A 16712-nucleotide genomic window follows, 5' to 3' on the forward strand; every position below is an offset into this window, starting at 1 on the left:
CTCCCGGTCCCTGTCCGCGGGCGTGGCCTCGCCGTCATGGGTCACGAGCAGGCCCTGGGGGAAGGCCCGGCCCAGCGGCACGTTGACCACGGTGGCCCCGTCGGATTGCTGCACCCCGTCGGTGGCGGCGCCGTCGGTGACGGCGAAGGAGCCGAGGTAGGCGTTGCGGCCCTGGCGCTCGTACACGGCGAAGGTGTTGTCGCCCTGGCTGGAGGCGAGCAGATAGCCCTTGCCGTCGTCGGCGTGGTAGATCGTGGCGCCCTCGGCGTCGGCGCTCAGGTGGTCACCGCCGAAGCCCGGGTCGTTCGCGGTGTCGAGGACGCACTCCTCCTTCTCCGTGTCATAGGTCCATGGCGTGCCGTACTCCCGCACCCGGTCGATCAGCTTCGGCCTCTCGAACTCCTCGTCGTCGAGGCCGATCCGCCACAGCCCGACGTCCTCCTGGGCCGCGTACAGCACCTGTTCCTCCTGGTCGACGACCATGCCCTCGACCTGGGCGTGGTCTCCGGGGTCGGCGCACGGCGTCCAGTTCCCGCCGTCGGGCAGGGTGAAGGAACGCGGAAGGTCGAGCGTGTCCTCGGTCTTGTAGCCGACGCGCCCGTCGCGGTCCTCCAGTTGCAGCAGCCGTACCCGGGTCTCCGAACGGCGGGACACCACCGCGTACGCGTGGTCGTCGTCGCTGAAGGCGGCCAGTCCGTAGGCGGTGCGCTGGTCGTCGACCTCGGCCTCGCTCGTGGCGAAGACCGGCGCGATGTTCGCCGCCGTCACGTCCTTCAGCGGGGGCGTTCCCGCGGCGACGGCGGCCGGCTCGATCGCGTAGGCCCGCACCCGGTCCCGGCCACGGTCGCTGACCAGGGCCAGGTCGGTCTTCTTGCCGGCCAGTGGGAAGCCGTAGACCACGTCGACGTTGTTGAAGCGGCCCGGGGCGGCGTCCTCGCCGGGCGCCGCGGGCGCGGCGATGTGCTGCAGGCGCCGACCGCCGAGTCCGTAGACATCGAGACCGGCCTCCTTGAGAGTGCTGATCACGAGGCTGCGGTCGGGATCGCGGGGGTCGACCCAGACGGCCGGGTCGTCGGCGTCGGCGTTGCCGCCCGCCTCGTCGTCGTACACGACGGGTGTCTCCACGCGAGCGGAGACGGGGACCGGTTGTGGGGCGGCGGACGCGCCCGTGACCATCAGCAGCGCGGCGGTGAGAGTGCTCAGAGCAGAGGCGCTCACGGTACTCCTCAGTTGGAAGAGGGTCTGGTGAGAACTTATGGGTGCGGTGTGTGGGTGAGTCGACCAAGCCGTGAACAACAGATGGCTCATGCGACCGGCGCGTCTGACCCGGGTGTTGAAGAAGGGCCTTCCCGACGCTGACCGGGAGTGCTGCGGCGGCGGGAAGGAGCCCGGTCACGGGGGCGCCTCAGCAGTGGAAGATGGGGTTTCCCCAGTCGGCGTGGTCGGAGCGGATGCCGTCACCGGCGTCGGTCACCACGAGGCGGACGCTGTGGGCGCCGTCGATCGCGGCGGAGAGCGTCCGGGCGGGGTCCGTGGCCGGCACTGTTCCTGTCGAGGCCACCTTCCTGCCGGCGGCCCAGATCTCGAAGGTGACGCTGCCCGCCTGGCCGGTCTCGTCGTCCAAGCCGACCTGCGCCGTGAATTCGGAGCACCGGCCGCCCGTGTAGTAGGTGACCGCGCTCGCGGCGTGGACGCCGAGGCCCTTGGCGTAGGTGACGCCGCCGATGGTCAGCGTACGGCCGTCGCCGTGTGGTTGGTTCCCGTTGCTCTTGTCCTTCTCCACCGGCCCGTAGCCGTTCTGCGCGCTGACCCAGTCCAGGTCGCTCGCGTGGCTGCCGCCGGTCGGTGGCGCCTTGGCCACGTGGACCTCCAGGGACGAGTCCTGGACGCCCTTGACGCGCCCGGGCGCGTGGTAGTCGGCGCGCACGTTCGCCGTGTACACGCCGGGCTTCGCGTCGACGGGCGGGGTGAGCTGCCAGCCCGTGGTCAGCGACTGGCCCGGATGCACCTGCCTGACGTACGGCTTCGAGGTGGGCGTGACGCGCCAGCCCTCCGGGGCGTCGACGTCGACCGACACCGAACGGGCCTGGCCGCGGCCGAGGTTGGTGAAGACACTGTTCAACCTGGCCGGGACGCCCGGCTCGGCAATCGTGGTGCCGTCGAGGACGAGGTCGGCCGCGGGCGGGAACGACTTCCAATTCCGGTCGGCGGAGACGCGGTAGAGCACGGTGCCGTGCGCGGGCACGGTGGCCGCGACGGTTCCGCCGGACTGGTAGGTGCGGTGCTTCCACAGGTCGCGCAGCGTGTACCCCTGGGCCTGGCCGAGCCCGGCCTCGGCCGCGGAGGTGGAGATGCGCTGAGGCCGGTCGCTCTCGTTGAACAGGGCGACGGCGCGGCTGCCGTCCTGCATCTTCTTGGAGATGACCCAGCGACCGCCCTCGGAGGAGACCACCGAGCCTTGGACGCCCAGCGGGTCCTGGTCGACGGCGATCACCTCACGGTTGCCGAGGATCTCATAGGTCGCGGGAGTGACCTTGCGCAGATCGGTGCCGATGAGCAGCGGTGCGGCCATGATCGACCAGAGGGAGAAATGGGTGCGGTACTCCGTGTCCGTCATCCCCCCGTTGCCGACCTCCAGCATGTCGGGGTCGTTCCACCGGCCGGGACCCGCGTACTCCGCCAGCGGCAGGGTCTGCTTGGCGTTGCGGAGCATGGCATCCCAGTTGTCCAGGATGTCGTAGGTCGTGCGCCAGAGGTGGCCGCCGACGCCCTTGGCCCACTCCCAGGGCTTGTTCTCCCCCCATTCGCAGACGCTGTAGACGATCGAGTGGCCGGTGGCCTCGGATGCCTCCTTCAGGGCGTTGCCCATGTCCTGGTAGCGCTTCTTGGCGTCGATGCCGTTGTTGTTGCAGTTGTCGTACTTGAGGTAGTCGATGCCCCACTCGGCGAACTGCGTGGCGTCGGACTTCTCGTGGCCCAGGGCGCCGGGGAAGCCGCGCGCACGGTCGCAGGTCTTGGTGCCCGCGCTGGTGTAGATGCCGATCTTCAGGCCCTTGGAATGGATGTAGTCGGCGAGGGCCTTCAGGCCGTTCGGGAAGCGCTCGGGTACCGGGACGAGCTTTCCGTTCTGGTCACGCCGGGGCTGTGCCCAGCAGTCGTCGAGGTTGATGTACTCGTATCCGGCGTCCTTCAGTCCCTTGGAGACGAAGAGGTCGGCCGTGTTCTTGATCAGCTGTTCGTTGAACTCCGGACCGCAGTGGGTGGCGTTCCAGTTGTTGAAACCCATCGGCGGGGTCAGCGCGAGTCCGTCCTGCCCGGGCGAGACACCCTGAGCGTGCGATGCGGGGGAGGTCTCGGCAGCGGAAGCGGATGGGGCGGCGGGGAGGGACAGGCTCATGGCCGTGAAGGCCAGAACGCATAACCCTCCTGGTGATCTCAGCCGGCTCTTGCGAAGAGGTGAGCAGTGCACAGTGCGTCTCCTCTGACCTTCTCGCGCGCGGTCCGACCTGACCGCGCTGCTGATGTGCGTTCAAGTTAGGGCATGTTTGATGCTGTTGGAATAGGTGGGGGTGATGGGTTCATGCGGCACCAGAATGCCGTTGAAAGTGGGAATATGTGATCGCAATTGTTTGAGTGTGGGTGGTGCGGCGTGGGCTGCTCCGAGCACCGGTATTTCGAGCTGGGCGCTGTGCGCGACCACGGCAGCCCGGCCAACGGAGTCCCACCGTCAGCGGCCACCCGGCTGGGGTACGCCGATGGACAGCAGGGCGGGTATGTCCGCCACGCTGGAAAGCAGGTGGGTGTGGCGGACCTTGCCGAGCGCCGTGGCGTCCAGACCGCCCGTAAGTACCCCGACAACCATGCCGGCGCCGGCGTTCGTGCCCGAGTCGAGGTCGCGGGCCGTGTCACCGGCGGTGAGTACCTTGCTGACGTCCCTGACGCCGGTCCTCTCCATCGCGCGGAAGATCATGTACGGGTAGGGGCGGCCGGCCGGGACGTCGTCCACGCAGACGACGGCGTCGAGCACCGTCTCGTCCCAGCCGATCGTGCCGAGCAGCGCGTCGGTCACCGCGCGGTCGAATCCGGTGGTGAGTGCCACCTTGACTCCCGCCGCCCGCAGCGCGGCGATCGCCTCCGCGACGCCTGGCAGGGGCGTCGGCGGGCGTTCGGCGTACGCGGCCTCCAGCCGGCGCCGGAAGTCGGCGTACGCGGTGTCGACCACGGCGGCCTCCGGCGCCGTACCGAAGGCATCGGTCAGCATTTCGGTGATGGCCTCGCGTTTGTCCGCGCCCATCCAGAGCTGTATGTCAGCGAGACCGGGATTCGCCCCTGCGGCGCGCACGGCCTCCTCAAGGGCGATGTACACGCAACCGTGCTCCTCGACGGTGGTGCCGGCTATATCCAGAACGACCAGTTCGAACACTAGAGTTGTCCTCAGGGGAGTGTGGCGGCCCCGAATGCTCAGGGGCCCGGTGTTACAGGGTCAGTTGGGGCTGCGCAGCAGCGCCGGGTGAGACTGCTGGGAGTTCTCGATGGTGAAGGACACGACGTCCGGGCGGTAGCGATCGTCGGAGTACTCGAGGGCCTCGCCCGTCAGGGAACGGGTGCGCCGCCGCTCCCGCAACAGAGGAGTTCCTTGAGGGGTCGTCAGCAGTGAGGCGTCGGTGCTGTCCGCAGCGACCGCGTCGATCACATGACGGGCCACGCTGAGGTCCACGCCCTGGCCGCTCAGGTAGGCGTAGATCGACCCCGAGTCGCAGTCGAAGTCGAAAAGCAGGTGGCCGATCGGCGAGACGAATGTGGTTCTTTCGATCATCGCGGGCACGCCGTCAAGGAGCCGCAGCCGGAGGAGTTGGACGACGGGTTCGCCCTCTTCGAGTTCGAGGGCGTCGGCCGCCTCCGGCGATGCCGGGCGGCGGGCGACCTCGAGGGTGCGCTGGCCCGGCGTGCGGCCCAGTTCCTCGGCCCATCGCGAGAACGACCAGAAGGTCTCGAAAGGCTGCGGCGCCACGTGGCTGCGCACCACCGGCGGCTTGCCCCGGCCGCCGCCGATGAGACCCTCCGCGCGCAGTGTGGCGAGCGCTTGCCGGACCGGACCGCGGGAGGCGTTCCATTGCTCGCACAACTGCGATTCGGAAGGTACCGGTGCCCCGAGTGGCAGTTCCTGAGAAGCGATCCGGCGGCGCAGGTCAGATGCGATGCGCCCGTGCAGAGGTCCGTCCATGGCACTTGAACATACATGTTGTGGAGGGGTCCGGAAAGGGTGTCTGCCGTAAAGAAGATTCTCTGAACTGCGAAAATGACCTCTCGATGAACTGTGAATGACTGCACGCCCTTGAGTCTTGACGGCTGATTCGGCGTCCGCAACTTTACTTGTCATGACAAGTGTGCAGCAGTGGAACCAGCCTCTCGGCTCCGCCGACCTCGTGGTCGTCGGCGCGGGCATCGTGGGGCTCGCCCATGCGGTGGACGCGGTGCGCCGCGGCATGTCCGTGGCCGTCGTCGAGCGTGACGAGCGGGCCACGGGCGCATCGGTGCGCAACTTCGGGCACGGTTGTTTCACGGCGCAGGACGGCGACGCACTGCGGTACGCGCTCGAGGCACGGAGCCGCTGGCTGCGACTGGCCGACGAGGCCGGACTGAGGATGCGCGAAAGCGGGGCCGTGGTGGTTGCCCGGGCCGAGGACGAGTACGCCGTGCTCGAGGAGTTCCAAGCCGCCCGGGGCGGCGACCAGGTGGTGCTGCTCGACGCGGTGGGGGTGGCCCGGCGGACGCCCGTCGGCCTCGGGGTTCTCGGGGGCGCCTGGCTCCCGCTGGACATCCGCGTCGACCCGCGCCAGGCGGCCCACGCGATCGCCGACTGGCTCGCCCTCCAGGGCGTCCGCTTCCACTGGGCGACCACGGCGCACACGATCGAACCGGACCTGGTGGGCACCAGCAGGGGCCGGATCCGGGCCGGACACACCGTGATGGCCGTCGGCCACGACGTCGACCGTCACTTCCCGGAACTCGCCGAGCAGGCCGGAGTACGGCGCTGCGCCCTGCACATGCTCCGCGTCGCCGACCCGCACGGCCAGGCCATCGACCCCGCGGTGCTCAGCGGTTTCTCGCTTCTGCGGTACGACGGCTTCGGGGTCTGCCCGACCCGGGCGAAGGTCCAGGACCGGCTGCGAGCGGACCACCCCGAGCTGATCGACCTCGGGCTCAACCTGATGTTCACCCAGCGCCCCGACGGCGACCTGACCATCGGCGACACACATACCTACGCGACCACGCTCGATCCCTTCAACGCGGAGGCCCTCGACCAGCACGTCCTCAAGGAGACCGCGCGTCTCCTGGGGGCCGAGCGGCTCACCGTCCGGGAACGCTGGCGCGGCGTCTACGCGGCCGCCGACCGGCCGTTCCTGATCGCCTCGCCCATGCCCGGCGTCCGGGTGGTCTCCGTGACCGCCGGCATCGGCATGACCACCGCGCTCGGGCTGGCCCCGGAGGTCCTCGACGACCTGCTGCGCTGACCGGCGCCCGGCTGCCCGCCTCGCAGCCTCCTCCGCCCCACTCCCACCGCAACCCGTTACATCCGTTCCGCCCCTGTTGAACCCGCGCCGGACTTCCATCCGGAGGCCGGCGCCTCCCCCGGAAGAGAGAACGACCATGCGCACAACGCGCTCCCTGACAGCCCTCGCGGCCGTCTCGGCCCTGGCCCTGCTCGGCGCCGGCTGCAGCTCCGACCCGTCCGGCAGCAAGGACTCCGGCAAGGCCGCCGCTTCCTGCCCGGGCGGCAAGATCCGCTTCGGCATCGAGCCCTACGAGGACCCGGCCAAGCTCACGCCTGCCTACGAGGTGCTGGCCAAGGCCCTGGAGAGCAAGCTGGACTGCCCAGTGGAACTGAAGGTCGTGGAGGACTACTCCGCCGAGGTGCTCGCCATGCGCAACGGCCAGCTCGAGATCGCCCAGTTCGGCCCCCTCGGCTACGTCTTCGCCAGCCAGAAGGCCAATGCGCGGGCCCTCGTCTCCTTCGCGGACGCCAAGAGCGCGCTGAGCACGTACACCGGGGGGATCTGGGTCCCCGCCGACTCGCCCGTCAAGTCTCTCAAGGACCTCAAGGGCAAGTCGCTCGCACTCTCCAGCCCCGGCTCGACCTCGGGTGACGCCTTGCCCCGGTACGCGCTGAAGACCACGAACGTCGACACCGTGAAGATCAACTACGCGGGCGGTCACCCCGAGGCGCTGCTCGCCCTCACCAAGGGCAAGGTCGACGCAGCGGAGATCAACAGCCAACAGCTGGAGACAGCGAAGGCCGAGGGCAGCTTCGACCCCTCCGAGTACCGCCGGATCTGGACCTCTTCCCCCATCCCGAACGACCCGATCACTGTCTCGGACAGACTCGACCCGAAGTTCCAGGACGCGGTGAAGAAGGCTCTGCTCGACCTCGAGCCCGACGCTGTCGCCGAGGTCGGCGCCTTCCTCGACATCAACCCGCCCGGCCCGCTGGTAGCGGTCACCAAGGAGACCTACAAGCCGCTGTTCGAGCTCGCATCCGCCCTCGACCTGACCGAGAAGGACGTCTGATCGCCATGCCGACCGACGACGCGCCGTACTCACCGGCAGCCGTCCGGGGGGTTCCGGGGGCGGCCAAGCCTGTCCCCGGCTCGCCTGGGGGTTCCGCCATGGAGCGGCCCACGGCATCGGGCACGCCGCTGGTGGTCCGCGGGCTGAGCAAGTCCTTCTCCGGAACGGCCGTTCTGAATTCGGTCGATCTGACCCTGCGGGCAGGGGAGTTCGTCAGCCTGCTCGGTGCCAACGGTTCGGGAAAGTCCACCGCGCTGCGCTGCATCATCGGGCTGGAGACCCCGGACAGCGGCTCCATCGCCATTCATGGCCGTGAGATCGGCGGACCGCCTGGCGCCGAAAGGGCACGGCTGCGGTGGCGCACGGCCATGGTCTTCCAGGAGATCCATCTGGTCCGCCGCCGTTCCGCGCTGGACAACGTCTGTGCCGGGGCGCTGGGCCGTCTCCCGTTGCGATGCTCCCTGACCCCACTGCTGTTTCCAGCCGCGCTTCGCGATGAGGCAATGGAGTGCCTGCACCGGGTCGGCCTGGCCGACCGCGCGGCCGAGCCGGTCGGACGGCTGTCCGGCGGGCAGCAGCAGCGAGTGGCCATCGCGCGGGCGCTGTGCCAGCGCGCCGACATCGTCCTCGCGGATGAGCCCGTGTCGGCCCTCGATCCGGCCGCGGCCGAACAAGTGGTCGCCCTGCTGGCGAACCTGGCCCGAGAGAAGGGCCTGGCCGTCGCCGCCGTACTCCACCAGCCCGGACTGGCCCGCCGCCACGCCGACCGCGTGGTCGGCCTGCTGGGCGGACGAGTGACGCTCGACGCGCCCGCCGACCAGGTGAGCGAGGCCGACCTGGACGCCCTCTACGCCCCTGATCGCCGTCTCCCCCGGCAGGAGTCCCGATGAGCACGAATGTCCTCACGCCGGCCGAGCGGCCGAGCCCGCCGCGACGGCGATGGCCGTCCCCGGTGACGCTCACGATCACTGCCGTCCTGGTCGTCGCCCATGTCCTGGCCTGGCGGGGCACTGACTTCTCGCCGACGGCACTGGCTCAAGGATGGCGCGGAATGGCCGACTTCATCGGCCAGGCCCTGCAACCGGATCTGTCGTGGTCCGAGGTGCTGAAGCCGAGTATCGACGCCGCCCTGGTCACGCTGTACATCGGGCTGCTCGGCACCACGCTGTCGGTGCCGTTCGCCCTGGCCCTGGCTCTCGCGGCGGCTCGGACGACTGCGCCGAACCGCTGGGTGTACCAGGCCGCGCGGTCGGTGCTGTCCTTCCTGCGCGCGGTGCCCGACGTCGTCTTCGCCCTGGTGTTCGTGACCGCGGTGGGCCTGGGGCCGTTCGCCGGTGTGCTGGCTCTCGTGTTCCACAACACTGGTGTGATGGGCAAGCTGTGGGCCGAGGCGATGGAGGAGATCGACCAGGGCCCCCGTGACGCCCTGCGCGCCAATGGCGCCTCAAGTCTGCAGGTTGCCGCGCACGCCGTGCTGCCGGCGGTTGTGCCCCAGTTCGTGGGCCTGCTGCTCTACAGGTTCGACGTCAACGTCCGCTCGTCCCTGGTCCTCGGCCTGGTCGGCGCCGGCGGCATCGGATTCCTCGTCAACAAGTCCATCAAGCTGTTCAGGTTCGACGAGATGGCCACCCATCTGCTGGTGGTCATGGTGCTTGTCGTGGCCGTCGATCAGCTCTCGGCCTTCGTACGCCGCCGCATCGGTGCGTAACACCCCGAACCCGGGCCCCGGCAACCTGGGTTCGGCGCGCGGTTCGGTCCGGTAGCCCTGGACTTTGAGACACGCTCAGGGCCGCGGATCGACCGATGAGTCCAAGACTTATGCCCTGCCGGGGCGATTGAACCTCGGGTCCGGCTTGACTTCCTCCTCGTTCGGCTCCCACTCAGTTCGGAAGTCGGGGTGTGCGGCGTACGCTGCGACAAGGTGGCGGAGCGGGAACGCAGTCGCAGAGAGCGCGATCATGGCCGGACCGTGAACCATGAAGTCGTCATGCTCTGCGTCCCGCTGCATCCGCTCCACGAAGCGCAGGACACCCCGCTTGGCGGCGACGTCGGCGAGAACCCGGGCCTTCAGCCCTCCGGTGTCCTCAACCGTGCCGGGCCTCACGGCCTCTGCTGCAGCATCGTCCTCGTCGATGCGAGCCCGGAGGAAGTTCGCCAGGTCCGCGACGTCATCATTTCTCATCGGTGGTGCCCCCTCGGCGCATAGCTGAAGGGAGCATCATGCCGGACAGGTCTGACAGGGCTGCTTCTGTATCGTCAGAGGGAGAAGCGGAGTGGCGGGCCGGCTGTGGATCAGAGGCTGAGACGGATCATGAACCTGATGGCACCTTCAGGGCTTTGGGCGCAGCATCGGCCTGGTGCGTGCGCAACAATCCGCTCATAGCCGGAGGTTGTCCTTGCGGAGGCTGGCGGATACCAATAGGGCCATCCCGACCGTCAGGTGCGGTTGAGTTTCCTGGGGTGACCCAGGGCGACCAAGATCGTCCTGGGTGCGGCCGCTGATTCTCCTTGCGCTCCGGCGTCGGAACGGGAGAAAAGATGCGCGGTACCACCATGGGCGAGATCGAGCGGCCGTACGACGGCTGCGGAACGTGACTGCTCGGAGTACGTCGGCTGTCGCGGGTAAAGGCGGCGACAACCTCGCCGGCACCAGTACGTGCACACCCGCGAGCCGCGCGAGGGCACCGCGCAGCCACCGCACGCCGACGCGTCGTCCTGCGGCAGGGGTGGCTCGTCGTGGGCGCGCGCCAGGTCGGCGCGGCTGGGGGCGGTGGCGCTGGCCAGTCCGCTGTAGCGGCAATTCAAAACGCAGATGTGGAACCGTGCCCGGTATCCGGCCCGCCGCAGCACCTCGCGCAGGGACAGGTAGGGCAGGCTCCCGATCTGCGGGTGATCGGCGTCCGCGTCCCCAGGGCGAGGCGAAGCCGCTCGTCGCGGTCCCGCAGGCCGTGCCCGGCGAAGTAGACGAGCAGAGTGCGTTCCCCCCTTGGCGGCGCCGCGCACCGCGCCCAGAACGTCCGCGGCGGAGGCGTCCGCGCCGAGCACGCTGACGTGGTCGTCGGGCAGGCCCCACACCGTCGGATCCTGGGTGTAGGAGTCGATCCCGACCAGGACGGCCGCGCTCGCCTGTGGGTCAGGAACCGCCATCGGACTCGGCGTCGGTCGCCGTACCACCCTCGGGTGCGGAATCACCGGTGGCGGTGGCGAGCGCACGGGCGAGTCGGGCCGCGTCCTCGGGGGTGCCGTCCTCGATGAGGAAACGGGGTCCGCGGTGTTCGACGACCAGCCGCGTGGCCGGGCGTTGGTGAGGTGGCAGGGAGGCGCGGAAGGCCTGGCGGGCGTAGACCAGGGCGGCAGTCGGGAAGCCGGAGGACAGGACGAGGTCCAGCCAGTCGACCAGATCTCCTGACATCGCGCCGTCTTCCGCTGCCCGGCGGACCCGCTGGATCTCCGCGTGCGGACCCACCCTCCGGTCCTGGGCGATGCAGTCGGCGAACAACGCGGTCAGGTCCGTTCCCGCGCCGGCGTCCGGGCCCCTTGTCTGTGCCCGCGCCCTCGATACGTATACGCACATGTGCCCCCAAGTGGCCGACCACACTTGGCGATCAGCCTGGGCTACGCGACTCCCCACGGGTGCGGCTCGGTCCATCGCCGGATTCGGATCAGCTGCCCCGGCGACTCGCGGGGCCTGTATCACCCGGGTGTCTGCGGGCAGAGGCGGGGCATACGGGCTTCACCCCCTTGGAGAGGAGCTCGTCTCATGCTCGGCATAGTCGCGGCGGTGTTGTTCTTCGTGGCGTTCCTGATCAACGCGGCAGACCTCAGCACCAACGATGTGTTCTCTTCGACCAACGTCATGCTGCTGGGTCTGATGTGCCTGGCTCTGCAGGTGGCCGGAGTCGGCGCCGGCTGGGCTCGCCGACGCTGACGTCGGCCCCTGAGGTCCGGTGACGCCTGTCACCGGACCTTCGGTTCGCCGGCCGAACACCGGCGCCTCCTGGCTGAGCCTACTGCCGGGCCGGCCTTCTGAGCTGGGCGGACGGAGCGTTTTCCGCGCACAAAGATGCGTCAACCCGTCGTTGACCTGCTCTTCGCGGCCGGGCCAAGGTGATGGGGACATCGGATTCCGATCACCTGCTGTCGGTCACCGAACCGCGTACGGGAGGCCGCGATGCTCCGGACAGAGAGCCGCGAACACAACAAGCTCAAGGACGACACCGAGGCGGCTGCCCTCGACATGACGTCGACGGCCGAGCCGCCCCCGCCGGCGACCTGCCGTGACCTCTTCTTCCAGCGGTGCCTCTGGTGCGGCACCCCTGCCTACCGCCGCTCGTTCTGCCGTGCCTGTGGAGCCACCACCTTCGAACGGGAGCGCAGCACCGGTGCCGGGGTCCTCGTCCGCCGCATCGGCCAGGCCCCGCTCAACACCTGGTTCGTCGCGATGGCCGAGGGCTTCAACCTGCTCTGCCAGGTCACCGGGTCGGAACCGGTCGTGGTCGCGGTCGGGGCGAGAGTACGAGTCGTGCGGGGCGCGGCTCCGTGCGGCCAAGGCTTTCCTCTGGTCGAACTCACCTATCGCGCGACTTCTGTGGAGCGCTGGTGGTGAAGGGACCCGGCTTCGCGACGCCCGCGGCCGGCCGGAACGATCAGAGAGAGAAGCACATGAGCACGCAGTACCAGGAGCCGGACGGACAGGCCGACGACCCCCATGCAGCGGGGCGCGGTGCCCTGGACGGCCTGCGCATCGCCGACTTCTCCAGGGTGCTCGCGGGACCGTACGCCACCATGCTCCTCGCCGACCTCGGCGCCGACGTGATCAAGGTCGAGCGGCCCGGCACGGGGGACGACACCCGGGCCTGGCACCCGCCGGCGGACCAGGACGGCATCTCGACCTACTTCCTGAGCGTCAACCGGAACAAGAGGTCGATCGTCCTGGACCTGACCGAGGAAGCCGGCCGCGCACGGGCACGCGCCCTGATCGCCGCATCCGACGTGCTGGTGGAGAACTTCCGGCCCGGCACGATGGAGCGGCTGGGCCTTGGACACGCCCAGCTCCGCGAGCAGCACCCGGAGCTGATCTACTGCTCCATCAGCGGCTTCGGCAGCGGTGCGGGCGCGTCGATCCCCGGATACGACCTGCTCGTGCAGGCCGTCGGAGGTCTGATGAGCGTGACCGGGGAGGCACACGGGGAGCCGACGAAGGCAGGCGTGGCCCTGGTCGACGTGATCACCGGGCTGCATGCCTCCCTCGGCATCCTCGCGGCCCTCCGGCACCGCGACGCCACCGGCCAGGGACAACTGGTGGAGGTGAATCTGCTCACCTCGCTGCTGTCGGCCATGGTCAACCAGGCCTCGGCGTTCGCCGTCGCCGGTGTGGTCCCGGGACGCATGGGCAACGCGCACCCGAGCATCGCGCCGTACGAGACCCTCCCCACCGCAGATCGGCCGATCGCACTCGCGGTGGGCAACGACCGGCAGTTCGCGGCGCTGTGCGAGGCCGTCGGGGAACCCCGTCTCGCCCACGACGACCGTTTCCGCACCAACGCGGACCGAGTCGCCCACCGCGTCGGACTGCGGGACATCCTGACCAGGCGGCTCGGTGCGGCGAGTGCCGACCACTGGACGGCCGTCCTGCTCGCGGCGGGGGTGCCCGCCGGACCGGTCAACACCCTCGACGACGCCTTCGCCTTCGCCCACAAGCTCGGCCTTCCCGGCATCGTCGACATCCCCGGCGTAGACGCCGACGGCGCAGCGGGCACACCCTCCCGTCAGGTGGCGCACCCCATCGCGCTGAGCGGGACACCCGCGCGGTACCGCCTCCCCCCGCCCGGCCTGGGCCTGCACACCGCGGAGATCCTCGACGGCCCGCTCGACCGCTCCGACGACGCCTCCGGGTGACGCGGAGCGCGGCCCCGGCCGCACAGGGGGCCGGCGCCGGCACCTGACCCACCTCGATTTTCCGACCCTGATGACAAGGAACCCCAGCATGAGCGGCACGCCCCTGAAGGACCCCCTCGACCTGCTCGACATCGCCTCCGTCCTCACCGACGAGGAGCGCGAGATCCAGGCCACCGTCGCCAAGTTCCTCGCCGACCGCGTGCGCCCGCACATCGGCGAGTGGTTCGAGAACGCGCACTTTGCCCGCGAACTCGCCCAGGAACTCGGCAAGTTGGGCGTGCTCGGCATGCACCTCGAAGGCTACGGCTGCGCCGGGACGAACGCGGTGAGCTACGGCCTGGCATGCCTGGAGCTGGAGGCGGCGGACTCCGGGTTCCGCAGTTTCGTCTCGGTGCAGGGCTCGCTGTCGATGTTCTCCATCTGGAAGTGGGGCTCGGAGGAGCAGAAGCAGGAGTGGCTGCCCCGGCTGGCCGCCGGTGAGGCGATCGGCTGCTTCGGCCTGACCGAGCCCGACTTCGGCAGCAACCCGTCCGGCATGCGCACCCGGGCCGTCCGCGACGGTGACGACTGGGTCCTGAACGGCTCCAAGATGTGGATCACCAACGGCGGTATCGCCGACGTGGCCACCGTCTGGGCGCAGACCGAGGACGGCGTCCGCGGCTTCCTCGTACCCCGCGGCACCCCCGGTTTCACCACGCAGGACATCAAGCAAAAGATGTCGCTGCGCGCCTCGATCACCTCCGAGCTCTACTTCGACCAGGTCCGGCTGCCCGACTCCGCGCGGCTGCCCCTGGCGGAGGGCCTGCGCGGACCGCTGTCCTGTCTGAACGAGGCCCGCTTCGGCATCCTCTTCGGCGTCCTGGGAGCGGCCCGGGACTCGCTGCAGGCCGCGATCGGCTACGCCGACTCCCGCGTGCAGTTCGGCAAGCCGATCAGCGCCTTCCAGCTCACCCAGAAGAAGCTCACCGACATGACCGTGTCCCTGGGCGGCGCCGCACTCCTCGCCGTGCACCTGGGCCGGCTGAAGGACCAGCACCGCATCCGGCCCGAGCAGATCAGCGTCGGCAAGCTCAACAACGTCCGGGAAGCCATCGCCATCGCGCGGGAGTGCCGCACCGTCCTCGGCGCCAACGGCGTCTCCCTGGAGTACTCGCCCCTGCGCCACGCCAACAACCTCGAGTCCGTCCGCACCTACGAGGGCACCGACGAGATGCACACGCTCGTCGTCGGTCAGGCGATCACCGGTTATCCGGCGTTCCGCTGACCACCCGGAACCGGAGGAGGACGACCATGAACATCGTCGTACTGGTCAAGCAGGTCCCGGACACCAGCGCGGAGCGCACCCTGTCCGGGGCGGACCACACCCTCGACCGCGAGAGCGTCGATCTCGTACTGGACGAGATCGACGAGCGCGCGGCGGAGGAGGCCCTGACGCTCAAGGAGGTCGTGGGAGCCGAGGTCACCGTCGTGTCCATGGGACCCGACGCCGCACTCGACGCGATCCGCAAGGTTCTGGCGATGGGCGCCGACCGTGGAATCCACATCTGCGACGACAGGCTCCGGGGCGCCGACGCGGTGACCACCGCGCGAGTGCTGGCAGCGGCCGTGCGGACGATGTCGGACGTCGGCATGGTGCTCGCGGGCAACGCGACGACCGACGGGCAGGCGAGCGCGGTGCCCGCCATGGTCGCGGACCTGCTCGGCCTGCCGCAGCTGACGCACGCCCGGGAGCTGAACGTGGACGCGGGGCGGGTGCGCGCCGAGCGCGAGACCGAGCACGGCGAGAGCACGCTCGACGCACCGCTGCCCGCGCTGGTCAGTGTCACCGAGAAGATCAACGAACCCCGGTACCCCTCCTTCAAGGGGATCATGGCCGCCAAGAAGAAGCCGGTGGAGACGGTCGGTCTCGACGACCTGTTCCCCGACGCGGACCACACCGGATTCCTCACCACCCGCACCCGTGTGGTGGAGGCCGTCCCGCGTCCGGCGCGGGCGGCCGGCATGCGCGTCACGGACGACGGGTCGGCCGGCCGGCAGCTCGCCGAATACCTGATCGCCCAGAAGCTCGTCTGAACGCCCCGCAAGCCCGACCATGAAGCAGGCACCCATGCCCGATGTCCTTGTCCTCGTCGACCACGACGGGGAACGTGTCCACAAGTCCACGTACGAACTCCTCACTGCCGCACGGAGGTTGGGCGAACCGGCGGCCGTCGTGGTCGGAACTCCCGGCACCGCTGCCCGCCTGGAGGCGTCCCTCGCCCGCCATGGCGCCAGGAGCGTCTACGCGGCCGAATCCGCCGAGGCGGACGAGTTCCTCGCCACGCCGTCCGTCGACGCCCTGGAACTCGCGGTCGGGGAGGCTTCCCCCGCCGCCGTTCTGGTCTCCGCGACGACCGACGGCAGGGAGGTGGCCGGGCGTCTGGCCGCGCGGCTGGACGCCGGGCTGCTGATCGACGCGGTCGACGTGGACTCGTCCGGTGTGGTCACCCAGGTCGTCTTCGGCGGGTCGTACACCGTGCGCTCACAGGTCACCCACGGCATGCCGGTGATAACGGTGCGGCCGGGCTCGTTCGAGGCGGAGGCGTGTCCGGTGCGGGCGGAGGAGAAGAAGCTCGCCCTGCCACCGGTCGCCGCTGCGGCCTGCGCACGCATCACCGCCCGTCGCGGCGCGATCGCAGGTGACCGTCCCGAACTCACCGAGGCGACCGTCGTCGTCTCCGGCGGACGCGGGGTCGGAGGAGCGGAAGGCTTCCAGGTGGTGGAGGAGCTGGCCGACGCCCTGGGAGGCGCGGTGGGCGCCTCACGCGCCGCGGTGGACGCCGGCTACTACCCGCACCGGTTCCAGGTGGGACAGACCGGCAAGTCCGTCTCGCCCCAGCTGTATATCGCCCTGGGCATCTCTGGAGCCATCCAGCACCTGGCCGGGATGCAGACCTCCAAGACGATCGTCGCGGTCAACAAGGACCCCGAGGCGCCGATCCTCGACCTCGCCGACTACGGCGTGGTGGGCGACCTGTTCGCCGTGGCTCCCGAACTGACCCGGGGAGTGGCCGCCCGCCGCGCGGCCGGTTGAGAGACCCCCCACGGCGAGAGCTCCCGTCCCCCGTCACATGGACGGGGGCGGGAGCTCTCGCGTCGGCTGTCAGCCCGTCAGACGGCCAGCCGCCGGAAACGGCTGCCGTGGAACACCAGCGGCTCCCGGTGGGGTTCGGCCCTCAGGCCGTGGATCTCCAGCAGCACGATCG

Annotated in this window: 17 protein-coding genes; 10 read left to right on the forward strand and 7 right to left on the reverse strand. The window is 69.8% G+C overall.

Annotation, left to right across the window (positions count from 1 at the left end):
- The 4 genes from ACFTZL_RS24630 to ACFTZL_RS24645 all read right to left on the reverse strand — a co-directional run.
- The coding region (locus tag ACFTZL_RS24630; protein WP_382586684.1) for a phytase at positions 1 to 1218 on the reverse strand (1218 nt) is incomplete at its 3' end.
- Between the two features lie 187 nt (positions 1219 to 1405).
- The gene (locus ACFTZL_RS24635) at positions 1406 to 3397 is read right to left on the reverse strand and encodes an NPCBM/NEW2 domain-containing protein (RefSeq protein ID WP_382586687.1); all 1992 of its coding nucleotides are present in this window, start codon (positions 3395 to 3397) and stop codon (positions 1406 to 1408) included.
- Between the two features lie 330 nt (positions 3398 to 3727).
- The gene (locus ACFTZL_RS24640) at positions 3728 to 4423 is read right to left on the reverse strand and encodes a phosphonatase-like hydrolase (protein ID WP_382586690.1); all 696 of its coding nucleotides are present in this window, start codon (positions 4421 to 4423) and stop codon (positions 3728 to 3730) included.
- 60 nt (positions 4424 to 4483) lie between these two features.
- On the reverse strand, positions 4484 to 5224 hold the full coding sequence (locus ACFTZL_RS24645) for a GntR family transcriptional regulator (protein WP_382586693.1): 741 nt from the start codon (positions 5222 to 5224) through the stop codon (positions 4484 to 4486).
- A gap of 154 nt (positions 5225 to 5378) precedes the next feature.
- Between ACFTZL_RS24645 and ACFTZL_RS24650 the strand changes: the two genes are divergently transcribed.
- The 4 genes from ACFTZL_RS24650 to phnE all read left to right on the forward strand — a co-directional run bounded on the left by ACFTZL_RS24650 (position 5379) and on the right by phnE (position 9277).
- Complete coding sequence (locus tag ACFTZL_RS24650; RefSeq protein WP_382586696.1) at positions 5379 to 6515, forward strand: TIGR03364 family FAD-dependent oxidoreductase; 1137 nt, start codon at positions 5379 to 5381, stop codon at positions 6513 to 6515.
- 136 nt (positions 6516 to 6651) lie between these two features.
- Positions 6652 to 7569 carry a phosphate/phosphite/phosphonate ABC transporter substrate-binding protein gene (locus tag ACFTZL_RS24655; RefSeq protein ID WP_382586699.1) on the forward strand — a complete coding sequence of 306 codons (918 nt, stop codon included), beginning with the start codon at positions 6652 to 6654 and terminating at the stop codon, positions 7567 to 7569.
- Positions 7570 to 7574: 5 nt separating this feature from the next.
- Positions 7575 to 8459 carry a phosphonate ABC transporter ATP-binding protein gene (locus ACFTZL_RS24660; RefSeq protein ID WP_382586702.1) on the forward strand — a complete coding sequence of 295 codons (885 nt, stop codon included), beginning with the start codon at positions 7575 to 7577 and terminating at the stop codon, positions 8457 to 8459.
- Entirely contained in the window at positions 8456 to 9277 is an 822-nt protein-coding gene (gene phnE / locus ACFTZL_RS24665; RefSeq protein WP_382586705.1) for a phosphonate ABC transporter, permease protein PhnE, read from the forward strand. The genes ACFTZL_RS24660 and phnE overlap by 4 nt, the downstream gene beginning before the upstream one ends.
- Positions 9278 to 9385: 108 nt before the next feature.
- Here phnE and ACFTZL_RS24670 read toward each other — a convergent pair whose 3' ends face one another.
- The 3 genes from ACFTZL_RS24670 to ACFTZL_RS24680 all read right to left on the reverse strand — a co-directional run bounded on the left by ACFTZL_RS24670 (position 9386) and on the right by ACFTZL_RS24680 (position 11218).
- Positions 9386 to 9751, reverse strand: a complete 366-nt coding sequence (locus tag ACFTZL_RS24670; RefSeq protein ID WP_382586708.1) for a DUF6221 family protein — start codon at positions 9749 to 9751, stop codon at positions 9386 to 9388.
- Positions 9752 to 10005: 254 nt separating this feature from the next.
- Positions 10006 to 10716, reverse strand: a complete 711-nt coding sequence (locus tag ACFTZL_RS24675; protein WP_382586711.1) for a hypothetical protein — start codon at positions 10714 to 10716, stop codon at positions 10006 to 10008.
- Positions 10703 to 11218, reverse strand: coding sequence for a hypothetical protein (locus ACFTZL_RS24680; RefSeq protein ID WP_382586714.1), 516 nt, complete (start codon positions 11216 to 11218; stop codon positions 10703 to 10705). The genes ACFTZL_RS24675 and ACFTZL_RS24680 overlap by 14 nt, the downstream gene beginning before the upstream one ends.
- Before the next feature lie 111 nt (positions 11219 to 11329).
- On the opposite strand from ACFTZL_RS24680, the gene ACFTZL_RS24685 reads away from it, so the two are divergent.
- The 6 genes from ACFTZL_RS24685 to ACFTZL_RS24710 all read left to right on the forward strand — a co-directional run bounded on the left by ACFTZL_RS24685 (position 11330) and on the right by ACFTZL_RS24710 (position 16540).
- Positions 11330 to 11497, forward strand: coding sequence for a hypothetical protein (locus ACFTZL_RS24685; RefSeq protein WP_382586716.1), 168 nt, complete (start codon positions 11330 to 11332; stop codon positions 11495 to 11497).
- 243 nt (positions 11498 to 11740) lie between these two features.
- Complete coding sequence (locus ACFTZL_RS24690; RefSeq protein WP_382586719.1) at positions 11741 to 12175, forward strand: hypothetical protein; 435 nt, start codon at positions 11741 to 11743, stop codon at positions 12173 to 12175.
- Between the two features lie 56 nt (positions 12176 to 12231).
- Positions 12232 to 13467, forward strand: a complete 1236-nt coding sequence (locus tag ACFTZL_RS24695) for a CaiB/BaiF CoA transferase family protein (protein ID WP_382586722.1) — start codon at positions 12232 to 12234, stop codon at positions 13465 to 13467.
- A gap of 88 nt (positions 13468 to 13555) precedes the next feature.
- Positions 13556 to 14731 (forward strand): acyl-CoA dehydrogenase family protein, encoded by a 1176-nt coding sequence (locus ACFTZL_RS24700; RefSeq protein WP_382586725.1) that lies wholly within the window; start codon positions 13556 to 13558, stop codon positions 14729 to 14731.
- A 26-nt stretch (positions 14732 to 14757) separates the two neighbouring features.
- Positions 14758 to 15540: an electron transfer flavoprotein subunit beta/FixA family protein gene (locus ACFTZL_RS24705; protein WP_382586728.1), complete on the forward strand. Its 783-nt coding sequence runs from the start codon at positions 14758 to 14760 to the stop codon at positions 15538 to 15540.
- A 34-nt stretch (positions 15541 to 15574) separates the two neighbouring features.
- Positions 15575 to 16540, forward strand: a complete 966-nt coding sequence (locus tag ACFTZL_RS24710) for an electron transfer flavoprotein subunit alpha/FixB family protein (protein WP_382586731.1) — start codon at positions 15575 to 15577, stop codon at positions 16538 to 16540.
- The last annotated feature ends 172 nt before the right edge of the window (positions 16541 to 16712 follow it).

This window comes from Streptomyces sp. NPDC056948 (assembly GCF_042674225.1).
In the GTDB taxonomy this organism is placed as follows: domain Bacteria; phylum Actinomycetota; class Actinomycetes; order Streptomycetales; family Streptomycetaceae; genus Streptomyces; species Streptomyces purpurascens.

What these genes read in the sequence shown, in the direction of transcription:
- ACFTZL_RS24635 (WP_382586687.1), bottom strand. Translation starts at nt 3,397, where the DNA reads ATGAGCCTGTCCCTCCCCGCCGCCCCATCCGCTTCCGCTGCCGAGACC.
- ACFTZL_RS24645 (WP_382586693.1), bottom strand. Translation starts at nt 5,224, where the DNA reads ATGGACGGACCTCTGCACGGGCGCATCGCATCTGACCTGCGCCGCCGG.
- ACFTZL_RS24650 (WP_382586696.1), top strand. Translation starts at nt 5,379, where the DNA reads ATGACAAGTGTGCAGCAGTGGAACCAGCCTCTCGGCTCCGCCGACCTC.
- ACFTZL_RS24655 (WP_382586699.1), top strand. Translation starts at nt 6,652, where the DNA reads ATGCGCACAACGCGCTCCCTGACAGCCCTCGCGGCCGTCTCGGCCCTG.
- ACFTZL_RS24660 (WP_382586702.1), top strand. Translation starts at nt 7,575, where the DNA reads ATGCCGACCGACGACGCGCCGTACTCACCGGCAGCCGTCCGGGGGGTT.
- phnE (WP_382586705.1), top strand. Translation starts at nt 8,456, where the DNA reads ATGAGCACGAATGTCCTCACGCCGGCCGAGCGGCCGAGCCCGCCGCGA.
- ACFTZL_RS24670 (WP_382586708.1), bottom strand. Translation starts at nt 9,751, where the DNA reads ATGAGAAATGATGACGTCGCGGACCTGGCGAACTTCCTCCGGGCTCGC.
- ACFTZL_RS24675 (WP_382586711.1), bottom strand. Translation starts at nt 10,716, where the DNA reads ATGGCGGTTCCTGACCCACAGGCGAGCGCGGCCGTCCTGGTCGGGATC.
- ACFTZL_RS24680 (WP_382586714.1), bottom strand. Translation starts at nt 11,218, where the DNA reads ATGGACCGAGCCGCACCCGTGGGGAGTCGCGTAGCCCAGGCTGATCGC.
- ACFTZL_RS24685 (WP_382586716.1), top strand. Translation starts at nt 11,330, where the DNA reads ATGCTCGGCATAGTCGCGGCGGTGTTGTTCTTCGTGGCGTTCCTGATC.
- ACFTZL_RS24690 (WP_382586719.1), top strand. Translation starts at nt 11,741, where the DNA reads ATGCTCCGGACAGAGAGCCGCGAACACAACAAGCTCAAGGACGACACC.
- ACFTZL_RS24695 (WP_382586722.1), top strand. Translation starts at nt 12,232, where the DNA reads ATGAGCACGCAGTACCAGGAGCCGGACGGACAGGCCGACGACCCCCAT.
- ACFTZL_RS24700 (WP_382586725.1), top strand. Translation starts at nt 13,556, where the DNA reads ATGAGCGGCACGCCCCTGAAGGACCCCCTCGACCTGCTCGACATCGCC.
- ACFTZL_RS24705 (WP_382586728.1), top strand. Translation starts at nt 14,758, where the DNA reads ATGAACATCGTCGTACTGGTCAAGCAGGTCCCGGACACCAGCGCGGAG.
- ACFTZL_RS24710 (WP_382586731.1), top strand. Translation starts at nt 15,575, where the DNA reads ATGCCCGATGTCCTTGTCCTCGTCGACCACGACGGGGAACGTGTCCAC.